Source organism: Salaquimonas pukyongi, from assembly GCF_001953055.1.
GTDB lineage: Bacteria > Pseudomonadota > Alphaproteobacteria > Rhizobiales > Rhizobiaceae > Salaquimonas > Salaquimonas pukyongi.
Window position 1 is genome coordinate 34,367 of the sequence record NZ_CP019044.1, and the last position, 17,756, is coordinate 52,122.

Below are 17,756 nucleotides of genomic sequence, written 5' to 3' on the forward strand. Positions count from 1 at the left end.
CCAGAGATATGGACGACCTCAACATCATTGACAAGTTCACCGAGACCTTCGTCCGCTACATCGAAAGCGGCTTTGGATTGCTGTCCGGTGACGTCGCCTTCCTCGTCTCGATCCTCGTTGCCATCGACATCGTGCTGGCCGGCCTGTTCTGGGCCTTGATGGGCGAAAACAACGTCATCGCGCAACTCCTGAAGAAGGTCCTCTATGTCGGCTTTTTCGCGCTGCTTCTGAACAATTTCCGGTCCCTTTCTGACGTTGTCTTTCAGAGCTTTGCCGGCCTCGGCCTCAAGGCCGGAAGCGCGCCCTTCGGTCCGGACCAGTTGATGCGGCCGGGTTTTGTCGCAGAGACCGGCTTTACCGCCGCCTGGCCATTGTTGGAAGCGGCAGGCGAACTGATCGGCTTTACGACCTTCTTCGAGAATTTCGTGACCATCATGGTGCTGATGCTCGCCTGGCTGATCGTGCTGCTGGCCTTCTTTATTTTGTCGGTGCAGCTCTTCATCACCATCATCGAGTTCAAGCTGACGACGCTCGCGGGCTTCGTGCTCGTGCCCTTCGCCCTGTTTGGCAAGACGGCCTTCCTCGCCGAGCGGGTGCTCGGCAATGTGATCACCGCAGGCATCAAGCTGATGGTGCTGGCGATCGTCGTTGCCATCGGTTCGACCATTTTCGGTTCGTTCGCGACACGGCCTTCCGGTGACATCGATCTGCGCCATGCCGCCTCGATCATCCTCGCCGCGATCACGGTCTTTGGCCTCGCAATCTTCATTCCGGGCATTGCCGCGGGGCTCGTCTCCGGTGCACCGCAACTGGGGGCAGGCGCTGCGGCGGGCACGGCCATCGGTCTTGCCGGGGCAGGTGTCGCTGGGAGTGTACTGGCCTCGGGCGCAGGACGCATGGCCAGACGCGCTGCAGGCAGCAGCGTCACGGCTGCCGCGTCGCTTGCTGGTCGGACCAGCGCCGGATTCCAGTCCGGCGGCATGGCGGGCGCCGGGCAAGCCACAATTGGGGCGGCAGCGCGAAATGTTGCTTCAAAAGCCACTGCTCCGGTGAGCGATGCGTTCCGCTCCGGTCAGGCGGCAGGCTTCCGCGCCACGGGCGGCAATAGTCCTGCCATGGGGCGGGGCGCCGGTGTCGCCACGGCGAATTCTGCAAACGACCAGCCGGCCTGGGCGAAACAGATGCATCGCCGCCAGAGGCTGCGCGAAGCCGGCATGGTCGCAACCCACACCCTCAGAGACGGTGACCGCGGCGGCAGCGCCGAAGGCCCGAGACTTGATCCCGACCGATAAGGAAGTGCTCCATGATCTTCAAACGATCCCGCAACCGCTATGGCGATACACCTGAACCCGTCACCCCATACCAGAAGGCAGCACAAATCTGGGACCAGCGCATGGGCGACGCATTGGCCCATGCCCGCAACTGGCGGTTTGCCGCCTTCGGCTCGCTCGGCCTGTCGCTGATCCTCTCGGGCGGTGTCATCTGGCAGGCCGGGCAATCGAGTGTTGTGCCCTACGTCGTCGAACTGGAATCCGATGGTGCAGCCCGCGCCGTGCGGCCTGCGATTGAAGCCTATGTCCCGAGCGATGCGCAGATCGCGTTCCATCTGGCCGATTTCATCGAACAGGTCCGGGGCCTTCCCATCGATCCGGTGGTTCTCCGGCGAAACTGGCTGACGGCCTATGACTTTGCCACGGCGCGCGCCGCCAACACGCTGAACGAACATGCCCGCGCCGACGACCCCTTCTCACGGGTAGGGGATGAAACGGTCGCCATCGAGGTGACCAGCGTGGTGCGGGCCTCCGACCGATCCTTCCAGATCCGCTGGCTCGAACGGCGTTACGTGAATGGTTCGCTTGCAGGCACCGAACGCTGGACCGCGCTGCTCGGCGTTGCGGTGGACCCGCCGCGCGATGCCGAGACACTGAGAAAGAACCCGCTCGGCATCTACGTCACGGACCTCAACTGGTCGCGCGAACTCGACAGTTCCCGCAGCGTCCCCGGCTCGACCCATCGCAAGACCGATCCCGGCGATCCGGTACCAGCCGAATCCGCACCCGTCCGACCCATCTTGCCCAATCCAGGAGACCGATAATGCCTGTCTTTTCCTCGAAGCGCCGCTGGGCGCAAACCGTCTTGTGCCTCTCGCTCGCACTGGCGCTCTCCGCCTGCGCGACGGCGAAAAAAGTCCCGCAGGTTTCCTATGACGATCTGGAGTTTGATAGCGCCGTCTATCAGCCGGAACCCGCACTACCGGTGGAAGTCGTGAAACTGCCCGAGCCGCTGCCGCTGCCCGGCCAGATGAAAAAGGCGCCAGCAGAATTGAATGGCAAACTGGCAAAGAAGACGGACGACAAGCGCCCACCGGAAGCGCGCATCATCGACGCCAACAAGGCGGCCAAGATCGAACCCTCGAAAGACGGCTATATCAATGCGATCCAGAACTATCCCTTCGTGAAGGGCGCGCTCTACCAGCTCTATGCCGCCGTCAACCAGGTCTCGGACATCGCCCTTGAACCGGGCGAGAAACTCGTCTCGGTCTCGGCGGGCGATACGGTGCGCTGGGTGGTGGGGGACACGACCTCCGGCACGGGAACCGCCGAGCAGGTGCATATCCTGGTCAAGCCGATTGCGTCTGACCTTCAGACCAATCTCGTCATTAACACGGACCGCCGCACCTATCACCTCGAAATGCGCTCGACCGAGGAGACCTACATGGCGTCTGTTTCGTGGATCTATCCCTATTCCGATCTGGTGGCACTGCAGAAGCGAAACGAGGCGGCCGTCCAGAACGCCCAATTGACCATTGACCAGGGCCTGAAGATCGATGATCTGAAGTTCCGCTACAGCATTGAAGGCGACGCGCCCTGGAAACCCTTGCGCGCTTTCGACGATGGCAAGAAGGTCTATCTGCAGTTTCCGTCTGGCTTGCGCCAGGGGGATGCTCCGCCGCTCTTCATCGTTGGTTCGAATGGCGAGCCGGCCCTCGTCAATTACCGGGTCAGGGACAATTACTACATCGTCGACCGGCTGTTTGCGGCGGCTGAACTCCGTTTCGGCAGCGATCCGCAACAGGTGGTCCGCATTACACGGACCGATGCGACGTGGCGGACAGTGAAGGCCTCAGCGAAAAACCTCTGGGGGATTCGCCATGACCGCTGACGCCCAAACCACACCCGAACCCAAGATCGATCCTGAAAAGCTCGAACTGCGTGCCAGGCCGCGTCCCGTGACGCGGATCAGCCGCAAGATGCTCTATGCTGGAAGCGCCCTGGTTCTGGTGTTCATCTCCGGCGCCGTCCTGATCGCGCTCGATCCCCCGGACTGGCGAACAACGCAACGGACGGAATTGATCGGTCCGGGCCGCAGCCAGACACCGGAAGGCATCGAGAAGCTGCCTGCCAGCTACGAGGACATCCCGCAACTCGGCCCCCGAACCAGGGGGATTTGGGCATGCCGATCACGCAGCTCGAACGCGATCTCAACATCCCGGTCTTGCCATCGAGCGGTGCGCCCGGCTACCGGCCGGACCCGGAAGAGGATTTCCGAAGGGCCGAACGAATCCGCATGGCGCGGCTTGCAGCGCAAGCTAATGAATCCAAGTTGTTTTTCACTGTGCAGACAAAAGAGATTGGACTGGCACAGACAAACCCAGCGCCACCATCTGATCCGTCAGCGAACACGGCCTTCGATCCGCTCGCTGCCCTTGCCGCCCTAGAAGGTCCGCCCGGCACCCCAGCACCTGATCCGAACGGTCAGCAGGCCAAGCTCGCCTTCCTCGAAAAGGGCCCGGATGGAAAGATTTACAATGAGTACACCATGCAGCGCCCGGCCTCGCCCTATCAGCTGATGGCTGGGACAATTATCGCTGCCAGCCTCGTGACGGGCCTGAACTCGGATCTACCAGGCACTGTCATCGCCCAAGTGACCGAGCACACTTATGACACGGTAACCGGCCAGCACCTCCTCGTCCCGCGAGGATCGCGCCTGATCGGTCGCTATGACAGCAACATCAGTTTCGGCCAGGATCGCGCGCTGGTCGTCTGGCAGCGCATCATTCGGCCTGACGGCACCTCCATCGTCATCGACAACCTGCCCGGAACCGATACCGCCGGCTATGCTGGTGTTGCCGACCGGGTGGATTTCCACACCTGGCAATTGCTCAAGGGTATCGGCCTCGCTACCTTGCTTGGTGTCGGGACGGAATTGAGTTTCGGGTCGAGCGAGAACGATCTCATCGCTGCGATCCGCGAAAGCGCACAGGAGAACGCGAGCCAAGCAGGTCAGCAGATCGTCCAGCGCAATCTCGATATCCAGCCGACCATCACCGTGCGTCCAGGCTGGCCAATCCGGGTCCTCGTCAACAAGGACATCATCCTGCCGCCAATGGAGACCGCCACCCGATGAGCCCGCTCAAGCTCGGCAAACTGCCCGACCGTGAAACGGTCAAGATCACCTTCGCGGCAAGCACGGAACTCAACCGGCTTCTTGAAGCCTATGCCCAGGCCTACGAATCGGAATACCGCCAGAAGGAAACCGTCCCCGACCTGATCCCACACATGCTGGAAGCCTTCATCAAGGCGGATCGGGGGTTTCGGGCATCAACAATAATGGGAAAACTTTCCGAACGTACCCAAAGATCGTGAATCTCCCAAGGCCCTGCCGAGAAAACAATATGGATTTCGCTTCATCGGAAGCTAAATCCGGGGCGGATCAGTGATACAAATCACGGGTCACGCTTGACTTTCCAGCAGCTGGACGGTGCATAGAGGCACCATGAGATCTGGATTTCGGGTAATTCTGGCGTCGCCGGAGTTCAACATCGCATTTTTTTCCTTTCTGCTGCACTTCGTGTGGGAATTCGTGCAGGCGCCTACCTATGCCGGTATGGTCGAAATGAACCATTGGGACGGTACAAAGCTTTGCATGTCGGCCACGTTCGGTGATGTGGGTTTCGCCCTCACGGCATTCGTGGCGACCAGTATCGTAGCCCGGACAAGGCATTGGTTGCACAATCCCACGACTGGACAATATCTGCTCTATCTGGGTATCGGGATCGGCCTGACCATCGGTTTCGAGTACTACTACACCCAAGTGTCCCTGCGATGGACCTATTCCGAACTGATGCCGCTCGTTCCACCCTTCGGGACAGGCCTCAGCCCGCTTCTGCAATGGCTGATCGTGCCGCTAGCCGCGCTTTGGCTAACAAGAACCCAGATTGCAGGGATCAAGGCAAGGGAGACCGAATAATGATGAACGACGGATATGGCGGCATGATGGGAGCAGGCGGGATCTGGATGTGGCTCATCGGAATACTGGTTCTGCTGATGATCGCCGCTTTGGTGAAATACCTGATGAAATGAACCACTGCCGTTCCGGCAAAGTCTCAACCGTAATCCTGAGTGAGTTCATTCGCGCACAAAGACGCTGAACTGAAACCTTTGCTCCCGGCCAGCGGGGGTGACATGAATGTGTTGACAAGTTTTCTTTAGCGAATACGCCGCGCCGAGAGCGTCCTGCAATGTTTCCGGGGAGTATCTATGAACCGGCAGTCCACTGCATCTTTCGGGACCGTCCAACGCGAAGGTCCCGATAACCACTATCGATCCCTTGGTGGTCGCCTTGTCGAGGCGTTCAATATAGGCAGTCCGGTCCTGTTCGCGCACGAGAAAATGAAAAACGGCCCTGTCGTGCCAGACACCCCATGTCCGGTCCGGATTCCAGTCTGTGATGTCGTGGATGACGATTTTGGGCACGAATCCCTTTTCAGACAGGCGCCGCCGCGCGATCTCAAGTGCACGGGCCGATATGTCCAGAAGTGTGATGTCGCTAAGTCCGGCCTCGAAAAGTCCGTCTCCCAATGCGGATGCCCCGGCGCCAATATCGATGACGCCGCGTTTAGCAATTGCACGATGCTCTAGGATCAGTCCCAGACTCGGTTCGGGCGTCGATTGGAACCAGGAAACGCTACTGTCGCCCTTTTCGTAAGCTTTTTCCCAATGTTCCTCCAAGTCTGTCATCTGATGCGCCTCAACTCACCGTAAACTGCCCCATCATACCTCCGTCTTCATGTTCGAGGATATGGCAGTGATACATGAACGGCGTTTCATAGCCCGCAGGATGGGTAAACCGAACAAGTAATTCGCTCTCCTGATCGATCACAAGCGTATCTTTCCACCCCGTACTTTCGGGCAACGGATCCCTGCCGTTTTCGCGAATGACTTGAAACGCCACTCCGTGAATGTGAAACGGATGAGCAAGCATGTTAGTGCTCACGACCCATCTCTCGGTATCGCCAAGGTTCACACGTTCGTTGATCACGTTCATCGCGAACGGATCGCCGTTGATGGCGAAGCCGCCCATCATGCCTCCCCCATCATGCCGCCGCGTCCCATCATGCCGCCTCCCATGCCCATGTCGAGCGAGAAGCGTCTGGTTTTGATGGTTTCGGAATCCGCGAGCGCGGGCGGTTCGCCTCCAATCGCATCAGGCAAGAGGTCGACAGATGCAGGAAGACGTTCATCGACCAAGAACGGCAAAACCTCAAAACGCCGCGCGCCTGTCAAACCGTCGAGCATACCACGCGCGCGGCCCATCATGCCTCCCATCCCTTGATTGGGATCCCCATCGCTCATCAGCGACACGGCCTGCCCACTCGTGAAATCGACCAGGATCTCAGCGCGCTCTCCAGGTCCCATACGCAAAGTTTCAAGTGCCATGGGCCGGGGAAGATATCCGCCATCCGTGGCGATGAGATGCATCGGTCGCGAGTCACTGAGATAAAATGAATAAATCCGCGCGTTCGAGGCGTTGACGAGACGCAGTCGCACGATGCCCTTGGGCACATGGGCAGCGGTCCCGAATTGGCCGTTCACCAGAATGGTTTCGCCGGTCATTCCGTGCATGATGTCCATCATGGAATTCGCGTAGACCATGTTGCCGTTTCCGGTGAACCTTCGATCCTGAACAATGAGTGTCAGATCGTCCGTGCCATAAGATTCCGGCAAGCCTCGCTCGCCATCGCGGCCATCAACGATGTGGATTACGCCGGCCAGCCCGGCATAAACATCCTGTGCAGTCCGTCCATGGATGTGGGTATGGAAGAAGGCGGTACAGGGCTGTTGGCTGATTTCCATGTCCGGCGACCAACTGGAACCCGGTGCAATCGGAAGATGCGGCCCGCCGTCGTGTTCGCCGGGAACCAGCAGGCCGTGCCAGTGCGAACTGACGGGCCACGTGAGGGCATTGGCGACCTTCGGTTGCAGCGGTCCATTCTGAATTCGCACAACCGGACCAAGATAGGCTTGGTTGAAACCTAGTGTCGGTGTCGATCTCCCATCGAAAAAGCGGGTTTCACCGGCTTGAGCCATTAGCTCAAATCGACCAGACGCCAGTGTATCCAGCAATGGCGGCATTTTGAGGCGCGGCAGATTTGCTGCTTTGGCGAGGCTTATGGAGCTACGGCCATCCATGATGCCGTAAGCAGCCGCACCCGCAGCCAGAACCGCGCCACCTGCAAGTACTTTGCGGCGTGTCAGCATGGGGATATTCCTTTCAAGTTGGCTGGTTGTTCAGCCTCTATCGCGTCTCCGCCGGTTCCATGGCATAACGTGCATTCATCTCGTCGTGTCCGGCGCGGACTTCGTCCGGCCATGTGCTTTTAATATAGGATAGAACCGCAACGATTTCCGCATCGGACAGGATACCCTCGTAGGCGGGCATCGCCGATTTGTAGTCCTTCAAATTGGCAGCCTTGACGATTCCGAGCTTGGTAATCTTGAACAATATTTCGTCAGGGTGGTGCCATGTGTGGCCCGTTTCGTCATGTGGCGGCGCCGGCATCAATCCGTCGGGCCCCGGCGATCTCCAATCCTCGACCTGACCTTCCAGATTGGCGCCATGGCAGGACGCGCAATTGTCAGCGTAAATTGTGCTGCCCAAGGCAACAAGGCTCCGATCTTCTGGACGAAGCAGTGCATTGGCCTGCGCATCGTCCCGTCCAAGCAACTCCACGCCGAAGAAGATCATTGCACCGGCTGCGCAAAGGCCCAGAAGAATGATCAAAATGCGTTTTGAAAACATGGCAAGACCTACACAACGATTAGGGTCGAACCGCCGGGTACACGGCTATAGAGGTCGATGATGTCCTGATTCATCAAACGGACACAGCCGCTGGAGACCGCTTTTCCGATGGTCCAATATTCGGGCGATCCATGGATCCGGTAAAGCGTGTCTTCGCCGTTCTGAAAAATATAGAGCGCTCTTGCACCCAACGGATTATCCAGGCCGGGCGGCATGCCGCCATTCTCAGCGCTCCATTTCTCCAGTTCGGGCTGACGTTCGATCATTTCAGCAGGCGGGGTCCATTTGGGCCAAGCCTGTTTCCACTGGATCATGCCGCGTCCAGACCATTCAAAACCCTGCCTCCCAAGTCCGACGCCATAGCGCATGGCTTTGCCGCCTTCCTGCACCAGATGAAGATAGAATGTGTTGGTATCCACAATCAGTGTGCCGACAGGGTGGGGTGACGAATAATCGACCTGCCTGCGCCAGAACTGCTGCGGAACCTTTGTCAAATCGACAGCCGGTATCGGGAATTGCTCGCTGGGGATCGGTCCATATATGGAGACGAAACCGGGCGGCGGCCCGGCGGGCGCTGCCTTGCGCTCAAGGTCGACGGCATCGATTGTAGAACACCCAGTCAGGGCAAGTGCGGATGTCGCACTCGCCCCGATGATAAAGCTGCGCCGGTTCATTGCTTTCCGGCCTCATAAAATACCGTAGGCGTCTCTCCGGTTTTGCCGGTGAAGGCCAACACCTTGTACTGCGCTTTCGGATCATAACCCATGCCGAGCGATCCCATCGGCATGCCCGGTGTGGAAATGCCACGAATGTCGGGTAGTTCGGACATAAGCTTCTCCATCGCTTCCAGCGGCACATGGCCTTCGAGAACGTATTTGCGCTCTCCGCCCATCACCGCCGTGTGGCAGGCCTCAAGATCCTTGCCGACCCCCGCCTGTTGTTTGATGGAGGAAAGGTCTTCCATATCTTTGGTCTCGACCGTGTAGCCGGCTTTTTCGACGGCCTCGACCCAGACCTGACAGCATCCGCACCAGGGTGTCTTGAAGACGGTAATATGCTTGTCATCAGTCTCGCCTGCATGGGCGTGGAGTGTAAGCAGGTTGGCAGCCAGCAAGGAAGTGGCCGCGATTTTGATCAGTGTTTTCATTTCTGGTCTTGTCCTTTTTGTGAGTGTTGGCCGTGACAGGTCCGACCAATGATCTTGTGCATGACGAGGTGCGCACCAAGACAAATGCCGATTGGTACTAATGCGCCGAGCCGTTCAGCCCAATTTGCGTCAGGGCCCATGGCCCAGAGCAGCAATCCCGCACCACCGACCATCGGAATGCAGCATGCGATCATGATCCAATGGCCGGTATTGCGTGTCTCACGAACGCCTTCGATGGGTTGCGCATGGACTCTCGCCACGTTGGAGGAGAGCGCATAGGGGAACAGTTTTTGCGGACTGTTTTCCATCATAGCACCACCACCCTTGCGCCCACCGGAACCCTCTCATAGAGGTCCTCGACATGCGCATTGATCATCCGGATGCAGCCGTTTGAAACGGAACGCCCGATTGAAGACGGTTGGGTTGTGCCGTGAATCCGGTACATTGTGTCGCGGCCATTGCGGTACAAATACAACGCGCGCGAACCGAGAGGATTGTCCGGACCGCCTGGAACGCCATTAGCGTATTTGGCATATTTCCCCGGTTCCCGGCGGATCATGTTCTTGGTCGGGGTCCAGCTTGGCCATTTGGCCTTGCGCCCGATTTTTGCAGAACCCCGGAACGCCAATCCGGCTTTGCCGACGCCGACGCCATACCGACGTGCGGTTCCCACGCCAGTCTGCAGGTAGAGAAAATGGTTGCGTGGATCGACGATGATCGTACCCGGGCTGTATCCGGAAAAGCGAACGGTCTGCGGCTCGAACCGCGGATCAAGCTTGAACGGGCGCTTGTGTGCCCTTGCCATTGATGCTGGCGAAAGTGCCGAGGCCGCCAGGCCCAGCATGAAACTGCGTTTGGAAAGCATGTTTCCCTCTCAATCGAAAGTGTTTGTTGACGCCTAAAGCGGCGGTGAAAAACAACTCAGATTGAAATGGGAGGGCGCAGCGGAAAATAGACTGGCTGTCGCTGAAGTCCTGAATGGGCCGTGCTACGCACGTTTGCCATGACGGGCGATGGCTGACTTGCCAGGAACACTGGCAGATAGTGGCAATCCATCCCGCAATTGCCTGCCCTGTGATCCATGCCCGTCTCGGATTTCTGACAACACGTCATGGAGGCCGCAAGATCGGCAATCTCCATATTGTCATGCGCCGTACTGATTGAAATAGGCCCGCCCGCATGCGTTTGCGCTGTCGGCGGCAAAAATGCCCCGAAGACCAGCATGACAAACATGAGCAATGACAACAACTTGCGCATGAAAAAACTATAATGCCCTTCCAATTTATTTTCCACTGAGAACTCAGATGACTTCAAACCACGTCGTCATGCCGGCCGCTGCGTGCTCAAGCATATGGCAATGATAAAGCCTTTTGCCGGGATTATCCGCGACAAAGGCAATCTTTGTCGTCTGCTCTGGGCCCACCAAAAAAGTGTCCCGCCACGGCTTACCTTCATCGACTAAGCTGTCACCTCGCGAGATGATCCGGAAATGATGGCCGTGTATATGCATGGCATGGACCCAACCGGTTTGATTGACGGTCTCGATTACAATGGTTTCGCCGCTTTTGGCCTGAAACAGCGGCTTTTCGGAAAGATTTGCGACGCCGTTGAACGCCCATGCCTGTTTGGTATGCGGGGTATCTTCACCTTCAAGTCGCTTGCCATTGTAGGTGAAGTCGACGAAACCGCCCATGGCCCCCCTTCCATGACGACCTTCACGCTCCGGGCCTTTGGCAGATCAGGCTCCGTGGCCTGCTGCCGGTTTTTCGGACACGCAGTTAAGCTAGCATGGCGCGTTCCTCGAACTCGACAGGGCTCAGATAGCCCCCAGTGTCGAGTGCCTTCGCCGCGGATTGTAAAAGCGCTCGATGTAATCGAACACATCCGCCCTGGCGTCATCCCTCGTCCTGTAGAGCTTGCGGGCCGTCCGCTCGGTCTTGAGCGACGAGAAGAAGCTCTCCATCGCCGCATTGTCCCAGACATTGCCCGACCGGCTAATCGAAGAGGTGATGGCCTGATCGGCCATCAGCCGCTGGAATTGCTCGCTTGTATACTGGCTGCCCTGGTCGCTGTGGTGCAGCAGGCTGTCGGGCCTTCCTCTGCGCCAGATAGCCATGATGAGGGCGTCGGTCACGAGCCCCGCCGTCATCTCGGCTTTCATGGCCCAACCGACGACGCGCCGCGAGAACAGGTCGACGACGGCCGCGACGTGCGCCGTAGGTGCGATCACTGCTCTTGAAGCTGCAGTCGATCGCCGTCACCAACGCCTCATCGTTGCGACCACGCGCACTGGGGCTGCGGTTCAGCCAGGCATGAAAGCTCGAACGGGAGACATCCAGCGCCGCGCACAGCCATGCCACCGGCCAGATGCCCCGGTGCCTCGCGATAAAAGCGAACTTCATGTCACTTCCCTCGCGAAGTAGGCCGCCGCCTTTTTCAGGATGCCGCGCTCCGCCTTCAGCTTGGCGACTTACTTGCGCAACCGGTCTATCTCCAGTTGCTCCGGCTTCATCTGGCCATGGCCGGGAAACGCATGCTGCGGATCGGCCCCAAAAGCCGCAATCCACTTGCGCAACACATTCTCGTGAATGTCCAGATCCCGGGACGCTTGCGCGACCGATACGCCCCGATCCTTGATCAATCTAACCGCCTCAAGCTTGAACTCGCGGCTGAACTTCCTTCTTCCCATTCCCATTCTCCTGTTCCGTTAAACACCTTATCTCGGTGTCCACGAAACCGGCAGCAGGCCAAGCAGATCAACGCGTCGCTTAGGCTTGGGGAGGTCGGTAAACGCTCTCCGGCTTCAAACCTTCGGCAGATTGGACCATCGACGGGACCAATATCTGGATTGGCAGGCGATGAAAAGTCGAAATCACGGGTTCGGACAGCTGGAACGCATTGCACGCAGCGATACAGCAACCCGAGCCAGGGTTGGTTTGCACGGACTCGTCGATTTCATCCGGACAATGACTTTTATCGCTCTTGACCTGAATGTCATCGTGCCCGCCGGAAATGAGGAGGGCCTGTTCGCTTTCCACAACTATCATCGTTTCCGCATTCGCGGCATGGGAACCGCCAAGCGATGCAAAAAGAAGACCGACAAGGAGGGTCAAACGGAAAAGGCTGTTCACTTCCATCGACTTCAGATTAATGGAGAGGAAGCTCCATACGAAATTTTTAAAAGGAAAATCACAAATTCGTTGCGGTTCGAGTTTCCGCCATGAAAACTCGGTTTATAGCCGCCTCAATTTCCGATCGTCCTCGGCGCGAACAGGATGATCGCGGCGCCGATCAGGCAAACGGTTCCGCCTGCGAGATCCCAGATATCCGGACGGCGTCCTTCGGCGACCCAAAGCCAGGAGAGCGACGCAAGAATGTAGACCCCGCCATAGGCTGCATAGGCGCGCCCCGCGAATTCGGCGGGTGCCAGCGTCAGGAGCCACGCGAATACGGCAAGACTGACCATCCCCGGCAATAGCCAGATCGCGCCGGCGCCCTGTCGCATCCAGGACCAGAAGGCAAAGCAACCGGCGATCTCGGCCAGAGCAGCCCCGCCGTAGATTGCGAGCGTCGCCGGAACGTTCATGGTGTCTCCTCGGTCTCGGGATGCAGATGGTCCGTGGCGCAAAGCGAATGGTCACCGAGTACCTCGATGACCCGGCAGTCGGCGATCCTGCCGCCCGCGCATTGCACCACCATGCGTTCAAGCTCGGCCTTGAGGGCTGTCAACCGCGCAAGGCGATTTTCGACTTCGAGAAGCTGTGCCTTTGCGATGGCATCTGCGGCGGCGCAGGATTGATCAGGGTTGTCGGAAAGGCTGAGAAGGTCGCGGATCGCCTCGAGCGTGAACCCCAGGTCGCGCGCGTGCCGGATGAAGGCAAGCCTTTCGAGTGCCTTCGAGCCATAGAGCCGTTGATTGCCGGCGCTGCGCTCGGCCTCGGGCAAAAGGCCGATTTGCTCGTAATAGCGGATCGTCGGCACCTTGACCCCCGCCTTTGCCCCGAGCTTTCCGATGGTCAGCATCAGATTTCCCTTGAAGCTATAGTTGCTAGAGACATTAGATATCTGATTCGATGAAATCAATCGCCCGTTGAAGAGGACCGTAATGACGAACCGAGAGAACAACACCACCTGCGACTGGACCGTCTCGGGGATGGATTGCGGGTCCTGTGTAACCAAGGTCAAGGACGCGGTCGGGCGGCTGCCCGGCGTCAGCAATGTCGAGGTCGGTCTGATGTCCGAGCGGTTGCGCATGACGCTGGATGAAGCACAGACCGGACGCGACAAGGTCGAAAGCGTCGTCAAGTCGCTTGGCTATAGAATCGCGCCACGCGGCGCCGACGCGAAAAGGGAATTTGTCTTGCCCGGCGCAAGCGCACCCGACCACGGCGGTGACGACCACGCCGACCACGACCATGCGTCCGATGGCTCTGGTAGATCCCGGGACATCGGTCACGGCAGCCCGGGTCACGTTCACGACGACCCGGCAGACCGGGGGAAGCGATGGTACGAGACCAGCAAGGGCAAGCTGGTCATTTTCACGGCTTTCCTGCTTGGGCTGGCCTGGATCGCCGAACTGTTGGTCCCGACCGTCGGACAATGGCCCTTCGTCGTGGCCTGCCTGATCGGTGTGGCACCGGTGGCGCGCCGCGCTTTCGCCGCGTTGCGTCTGGGCCAGCCCTTCACCATCGAAAGCCTGATGACGCTCGCGGCCATTGGCGCGCTCTTCATCGACGCGGCCGAAGAAGCGGCGCTGGTCGTGTTTCTCTTCGCTGTGGGCGAAGTGCTGGAGGGCGTCGCGGCCGGCAAGGCGCGGGACGGGATCCGGGCGCTCGCGAACCTCGTGCCGAAGACCGCTCTTCTCGTGGTGGGAGACAGCACACGAGAGGTGGCCGCGGCGAGCCTGAGCGTGGGACAGACCGTTCTGGTGCGGCCCGGCGACCGCGTGCCGGCGGATGGCGAGATCGCCGAGGGCACGTCGGGGGTCGACGACAGCCCCGTCACGGGTGAGAGCGTCCCGGTGACCAAGGGGCCGGGCGATGCGGTCTTTGCCGGGTCGATCAACACCGAGGCGGCGTTGCGGGTGACGGTGACGAAAGCGGCCGAGGACAATACCATTTCCCGGATCATCCGGCTGGTCGAAGAGGCCGAGGAGGCGCGCGCGCCGACCGAGCGCTTCATCGACCGGTTCAGCCGCTGGTACATGCCGGCCATCGTCGCGGTCGCGACCCTGGTCGTGCTGGTGCCGCCTCTGGCCTTCGGTCAGCCTTGGGACACCTGGGTCTATCGCGGGCTGGCGCTGCTGCTGATCGGCTGCCCCTGCGCGCTGGTGATCTCGGTTCCGGCCTCGATCGCCTCGGCCCTGTCGACCGGGGCGCGGCGCGGGCTCTTGATGAAGGGCGGCGCGGTGATCGAGGCCGCGGCATCGGTCAAACGCATCGCCTTCGACAAGACCGGCACGCTGACCCATGGGCGCCCGGCTGTGACAGATGTGATGCCGTTCGGCACGACCACAGAAGCCGAGCTTCTGGCCGTCGCCGCGGGGGTCGAGACCGGGTCGAGCCATCCTCTCGCCGTCGCGATTCTGAACAGGGCGAAGGAGGTGGGGGTTGCAGCCCTCCCGTCGAAGGACGCGCGGGCGCTGATGGGCAAGGGCGTCACGGCCGAGGTCGCCGGCGCTCCCGCCTGGGTCGCCTCGCCGCGCCATGCCAGCGAGAATGGCGGGCTCGACGGGGCTGGCGTTCGGATGGCGACCAGGTTCGAGGATGAGGGCAAGACCGCCGTGGCGGTGTTCCGCGAGAAGCAGCCTTTGGGCCTGATCGCCATGCGCGACGAGCCACGCGCCGATGCGGCCGAAGCCGTGGCACAGCTGAAACGGCTTGGCGTCGCTCCGATGATCCTGACTGGCGACAACCCGCGCACGGCCGCCGCCATCGCCGGCCGGCTTGGCCTAGAGTTCCAGGCCGATTTGATGCCCGAGGACAAGCTCCGAGCGATCCGCGAAATGAGCGCCGATGGCGGCGTGATGATGATCGGCGACGGCATCAACGATGCGCCGGCGCTGAAACAGGCAAGCGTCGGCGTCGCGATGGGATCGGGCACCGACGTGGCACTCGAGACCGCCGATGCGGCGATCCTGCGCGACCGGGTCACGGACATTCCGGGCAAGATCCGTCTTGCGCGCGGCGCGATGGCAAACATCAGGCAGAACGTCACCATCGCGCTCGGGCTCAAGGCCGTCTTCCTCGTCACCTCCGTGATCGGCGTCACCGGCCTCTGGATCGCGATCCTCGCCGATACCGGCGCGACGGTTCTGGTGACGCTGAATGCGCTGCGGCTCCTGCGGTTCAACCCGGAACGGGAAGGCTGACGGCGGATGTCAGACCTGAGTGCATATGTTCAATGGGTACCTTTCGTTGCCGGAGTTTGGCTGCTCATGCGCGCGCTACTAGCGTTGCAGGACGAAACCATGGGTTTCTGGCCGCCTGCAGATCGAAAGGGCAGCGCCTACGCTGGCTTCATCTGGCCATTCCGGTGCCTGTTCTGGGGCCTGGTCGCCTTGACGATCCTCTCGGCCACGCGTGCTGCGCCCGAGCTCGGGACAGCATGCTTTGCTGTCGGGGCGGCGCTCATGATCGCGGGTTTCGGTGTCGCCGTGCTTGCAACGCTGCAACTGGGCTGGACCACGGCCTTCGGCGAGGACGGGCCACTCCGGCGCGGCGGCTGGTTCCGCTACAGCCGAAACCCGATCTACGTCGCGACCTGGGCAGGGCAGATCGGCTGGGCACTGGCGTTCCCGACGCCGCCGATCCTTGCTGCACTGGCTGTGTGGGCTGGCTTCTATGTCGCTGCGATCTTTCTCGAGGAGCGCAACCTGCTGAAATCACATGGTGCGCAGTTCGAGATTTACAAAGCCCAAACGGCCCGGTTCCTGGGCTTTTCGCACCACTTCGAACAGACGGAATGCTGACATGATCAACTGGTTCGGTTGGGCCGCGCTCGGGCTTTTTATTGCCTATCTCGCCTGCTTTTTCTGGGGCAACGCGCGTATCTCACAAGCTGCGGGACGATCGGTCTGGCTGTTTGGGACGGCACGCGGAAGGGACCGCTGGGCCGCGGCGGGATTTCGCGCGGCCTTTGTGCTCTCCTTCCTCGGCCCAATCGCGTGGTTGGCCTTTCCAGGCCTTCACAAGCTTGACCCGCTCTGGACCGCGGGACGCTTCCCGTTGATCGGGCTTGCAGGGGTTGGCCTGGCCTGTGGCGGAGCGCTACTTGCGATTGTCGCACAGGTATCGATGGGTACGTCCTGGCGGGTTGGTGTCCAGGCTGGCGCAACCGGAGATCTGGTTTCGAGCGGACTCTTCCGCTTCAGCCGCAACCCAACATTCGTTGGGCAGGCCGCTCTGCTGGCTGGCGTCGCGCTCGCAGTGCCTTCGGCCCCTACAATCCTTGCGGCACTTCTGTTCCTTTGGTCGGCCACCAGTCAGATTCGCAGCGAGGAAGCTGCCCTGCGCCAATCTCTTGGCCAGGAGTATGAACGCTACGCCGCTTCGGTCCCGCGCTGGATCGGTCTTCGCCGTATGGGTGCCAAATGAACATGCGATGGGTTATGGCGCTGATCGGCTTGGCCACGTTGGCCGATCAACTGACAAAAGCCGCAGCGCTGTCCTTGCTTTCGCGTGGCGAGGTGGTGCCGGTTCTTCCCGGCTTCAACCTGACGCTCGGCTTCAATGAGGGTGCGAGCTTCGGCATGCTGTCGGGCGTCATGGCTGGCAGACCGGTCCTGATGGCAGCTCTGACCGGCGTCTTGACGTTGATCTTCGCCGTGATGGCCTTCCGTGCCCGCCACCCATTGGAGCGGGGCGGGCTGGCGCTGGTGGTTGGCGGGGCGCTCGGCAACATCATCGACCGGCTGCGGCAGGGCGCCGTCACTGATTTTCTCGATCTCTACTGGCGTGACTGGCACTGGCCCACGTTCAATGGTGCGGATATCGCGATAACCTTGGGTGCGCTCTGCATCCTTGTCGCCTCTTTTCCGTCACGCGGCCGAAAGGAGCCTGTTGTTGACCGACCCTGAATCCCAGCGGCTGAACCGCGACGAGCTTCTCATCACGGTCGCGTTCCTGATCGCAATGGCTGCGACGCTTGGCGCGCTTTTCATCGGCGAAGTGCTGGGGCAGATGCCCTGCACGCTTTGCTGGTATCAGCGCATCGCGATGTTCCCGCTGGTGCCAATCCTCGGCCTGTCGCTCTGGCGTGGCGATGGGATGGCAAGGCCCTACAGCCTGACGTTGACTCTAGCCGGCATGGCGCTGGCCATTTGGCATTCTGGCCTCTATGCAGGATGGATTCCGCAAAGCGTTGCTCCCTGCACAAGGGACGGACCGTCCTGCACCGATCAGGCGCAGGCGATCTTGAGCATCCCGATCCCCTACCTCTCACTGATCGCGTTTTCCGCGATCCTGATCTGTCTCATCCTGCCGAAAGGAAACCGCCTATGAACCGTCGTGCTCTCTTGATCGGGGCC

24 protein-coding genes and 1 pseudogene are annotated in these 17,756 nt (G+C 60.2%); 12 read left to right on the forward strand and 13 right to left on the reverse strand.

Annotated features, from left to right (window positions below; all coding sequences use genetic code 11):
• Window positions 1–8 precede the first annotated feature (8 nt).
• The 6 genes from trbL to BVL55_RS00220 all read left to right on the forward strand — a co-directional run bounded on the left by trbL (window position 9) and on the right by BVL55_RS00220 (window position 5,250).
• Window positions 9–1,292, forward strand: a complete 1,284-nt coding sequence (gene trbL, locus BVL55_RS00195) for a P-type conjugative transfer protein TrbL (RefSeq protein ID WP_075995216.1) — start codon at window positions 9–11, stop codon at window positions 1,290–1,292.
• Window positions 1,293–1,303: 11 nt separating this feature from the next.
• Window positions 1,304–2,095: a conjugal transfer protein TrbF gene (gene trbF, locus BVL55_RS00200; protein ID WP_075995217.1), complete on the forward strand. Its 792-nt coding sequence runs from the start codon at window positions 1,304–1,306 to the stop codon at window positions 2,093–2,095.
• Window positions 2,095–3,162 (forward strand): P-type conjugative transfer protein TrbG, encoded by a 1,068-nt coding sequence (gene trbG / locus BVL55_RS00205; protein ID WP_075995218.1) that lies wholly within the window; start codon window positions 2,095–2,097, stop codon window positions 3,160–3,162. The genes trbF and trbG overlap by 1 nt, the downstream gene beginning before the upstream one ends.
• Before the next feature lie 291 nt (window positions 3,163–3,453).
• Window positions 3,454–4,407 (forward strand): TraB/TrbI/VirB10 family type IV secretion system protein, encoded by a 954-nt coding sequence (locus BVL55_RS00210; protein WP_244530550.1) that lies wholly within the window; start codon window positions 3,454–3,456, stop codon window positions 4,405–4,407.
• Window positions 4,404–4,646, forward strand: coding sequence for a DUF2274 domain-containing protein (locus tag BVL55_RS00215; RefSeq protein ID WP_075995219.1), 243 nt, complete (start codon window positions 4,404–4,406; stop codon window positions 4,644–4,646). The genes BVL55_RS00210 and BVL55_RS00215 overlap by 4 nt, the downstream gene beginning before the upstream one ends.
• 130 nt (window positions 4,647–4,776) lie before the next feature.
• Entirely contained in the window at window positions 4,777–5,250 is a 474-nt protein-coding gene (locus BVL55_RS00220) for a hypothetical protein (RefSeq protein ID WP_075995220.1), read from the forward strand.
• A gap of 158 nt (window positions 5,251–5,408) precedes the next feature.
• On the opposite strand, the gene BVL55_RS00225 is transcribed toward BVL55_RS00220, so the two are convergent.
• The 11 genes and pseudogenes from BVL55_RS00225 to BVL55_RS00270 form a co-directional block, all read right to left on the reverse strand.
• On the reverse strand, window positions 5,409–6,020 hold the full coding sequence (locus BVL55_RS00225) for a class I SAM-dependent methyltransferase (RefSeq protein ID WP_075995221.1): 612 nt from the start codon (window positions 6,018–6,020) through the stop codon (window positions 5,409–5,411).
• Between the two features lie 10 nt (window positions 6,021–6,030).
• The gene (locus tag BVL55_RS16765) at window positions 6,031–6,363 is read right to left on the reverse strand and encodes a multicopper oxidase domain-containing protein (protein WP_205410817.1); all 333 of its coding nucleotides are present in this window, start codon (window positions 6,361–6,363) and stop codon (window positions 6,031–6,033) included.
• Window positions 6,363–7,541, reverse strand: a complete 1,179-nt coding sequence (locus BVL55_RS00230) for a multicopper oxidase domain-containing protein (protein ID WP_205410818.1) — start codon at window positions 7,539–7,541, stop codon at window positions 6,363–6,365. The genes BVL55_RS16765 and BVL55_RS00230 overlap by 1 nt, the downstream gene beginning before the upstream one ends.
• Before the next feature lie 37 nt (window positions 7,542–7,578).
• Window positions 7,579–8,082 (reverse strand): c-type cytochrome, encoded by a 504-nt coding sequence (locus tag BVL55_RS00235; protein ID WP_075995222.1) that lies wholly within the window; start codon window positions 8,080–8,082, stop codon window positions 7,579–7,581.
• A gap of 8 nt (window positions 8,083–8,090) precedes the next feature.
• On the reverse strand, window positions 8,091–8,756 hold the full coding sequence (locus BVL55_RS00240; protein WP_371274375.1) for a L,D-transpeptidase: 666 nt from the start codon (window positions 8,754–8,756) through the stop codon (window positions 8,091–8,093).
• On the reverse strand, window positions 8,753–9,229 hold the full coding sequence (locus tag BVL55_RS00245; RefSeq protein WP_075995223.1) for a DUF411 domain-containing protein: 477 nt from the start codon (window positions 9,227–9,229) through the stop codon (window positions 8,753–8,755). The genes BVL55_RS00240 and BVL55_RS00245 overlap by 4 nt, the downstream gene beginning before the upstream one ends.
• Window positions 9,226–9,540 (reverse strand): hypothetical protein, encoded by a 315-nt coding sequence (locus BVL55_RS00250; RefSeq protein WP_075995224.1) that lies wholly within the window; start codon window positions 9,538–9,540, stop codon window positions 9,226–9,228. Before BVL55_RS00250 ends, BVL55_RS00245 begins: the two co-directional genes overlap by 4 nt.
• The gene (locus BVL55_RS00255) at window positions 9,537–10,034 is read right to left on the reverse strand and encodes a L,D-transpeptidase (protein WP_371274997.1); all 498 of its coding nucleotides are present in this window, start codon (window positions 10,032–10,034) and stop codon (window positions 9,537–9,539) included. The genes BVL55_RS00250 and BVL55_RS00255 overlap by 4 nt, the downstream gene beginning before the upstream one ends.
• Window positions 10,035–10,150: 116 nt before the next feature.
• Window positions 10,151–10,486 carry a hypothetical protein gene (locus BVL55_RS00260; protein ID WP_075995225.1) on the reverse strand — a complete coding sequence of 112 codons (336 nt, stop codon included), beginning with the start codon at window positions 10,484–10,486 and terminating at the stop codon, window positions 10,151–10,153.
• Window positions 10,487–10,529: 43 nt separating this feature from the next.
• Window positions 10,530–10,922: a multicopper oxidase domain-containing protein gene (locus tag BVL55_RS00265; protein WP_075995226.1), complete on the reverse strand. Its 393-nt coding sequence runs from the start codon at window positions 10,920–10,922 to the stop codon at window positions 10,530–10,532.
• A gap of 85 nt (window positions 10,923–11,007) precedes the next feature.
• A pseudogene (locus BVL55_RS00270) lies at window positions 11,008–11,918 on the reverse strand (IS3 family transposase).
• Window positions 11,919–12,087: 169 nt separating this feature from the next.
• On the opposite strand from BVL55_RS00270, the gene BVL55_RS16320 reads away from it, so the two are divergent.
• Window positions 12,088–12,453, forward strand: a complete 366-nt coding sequence (locus BVL55_RS16320) for a hypothetical protein (RefSeq protein WP_156892361.1) — start codon at window positions 12,088–12,090, stop codon at window positions 12,451–12,453.
• 20 nt (window positions 12,454–12,473) lie between these two features.
• Here the strand turns inward: BVL55_RS16320 and BVL55_RS00285 are convergent, their stop codons facing one another.
• Together BVL55_RS00285 and BVL55_RS00290 are read right to left on the reverse strand one after the other, a co-directional pair.
• The gene (locus tag BVL55_RS00285; protein ID WP_075995229.1) at window positions 12,474–12,815 is read right to left on the reverse strand and encodes a YnfA family protein; all 342 of its coding nucleotides are present in this window, start codon (window positions 12,813–12,815) and stop codon (window positions 12,474–12,476) included.
• Window positions 12,812–13,252: a MerR family transcriptional regulator gene (locus tag BVL55_RS00290; protein WP_075995230.1), complete on the reverse strand. Its 441-nt coding sequence runs from the start codon at window positions 13,250–13,252 to the stop codon at window positions 12,812–12,814. Before BVL55_RS00290 ends, BVL55_RS00285 begins: the two co-directional genes overlap by 4 nt.
• An 82-nt stretch (window positions 13,253–13,334) precedes the next feature.
• Between BVL55_RS00290 and BVL55_RS00295 the strand changes: the two genes are divergently transcribed.
• The 5 genes from BVL55_RS00295 to BVL55_RS00315 are packed head-to-tail and all read left to right on the forward strand — an operon-like array spanning window position 13,335 to window position 17,730.
• Complete coding sequence (locus BVL55_RS00295; RefSeq protein ID WP_075995231.1) at window positions 13,335–15,599, forward strand: heavy metal translocating P-type ATPase; 2,265 nt, start codon at window positions 13,335–13,337, stop codon at window positions 15,597–15,599.
• Window positions 15,600–15,605: 6 nt separating this feature from the next.
• A complete protein-coding gene (locus BVL55_RS00300; RefSeq protein ID WP_083649277.1) occupies window positions 15,606–16,199 on the forward strand; it encodes a methyltransferase family protein in 594 nt (197 codons plus the stop codon).
• Between the two features lies 1 nt (window position 16,200).
• Complete coding sequence (locus tag BVL55_RS00305) at window positions 16,201–16,824, forward strand: methyltransferase family protein (protein WP_075995233.1); 624 nt, start codon at window positions 16,201–16,203, stop codon at window positions 16,822–16,824.
• A 14-nt stretch (window positions 16,825–16,838) separates the two neighbouring features.
• Window positions 16,839–17,306 carry a signal peptidase II gene (gene lspA, locus BVL55_RS00310; RefSeq protein WP_205410819.1) on the forward strand — a complete coding sequence of 156 codons (468 nt, stop codon included), beginning with the start codon at window positions 16,839–16,841 and terminating at the stop codon, window positions 17,304–17,306.
• On the forward strand, window positions 17,293–17,730 hold the full coding sequence (locus tag BVL55_RS00315; RefSeq protein ID WP_156892363.1) for a disulfide bond formation protein B: 438 nt from the start codon (window positions 17,293–17,295) through the stop codon (window positions 17,728–17,730). Before lspA ends, BVL55_RS00315 begins: the two co-directional genes overlap by 14 nt.
• The last annotated feature ends 26 nt before the right edge of the window (window positions 17,731–17,756 follow it).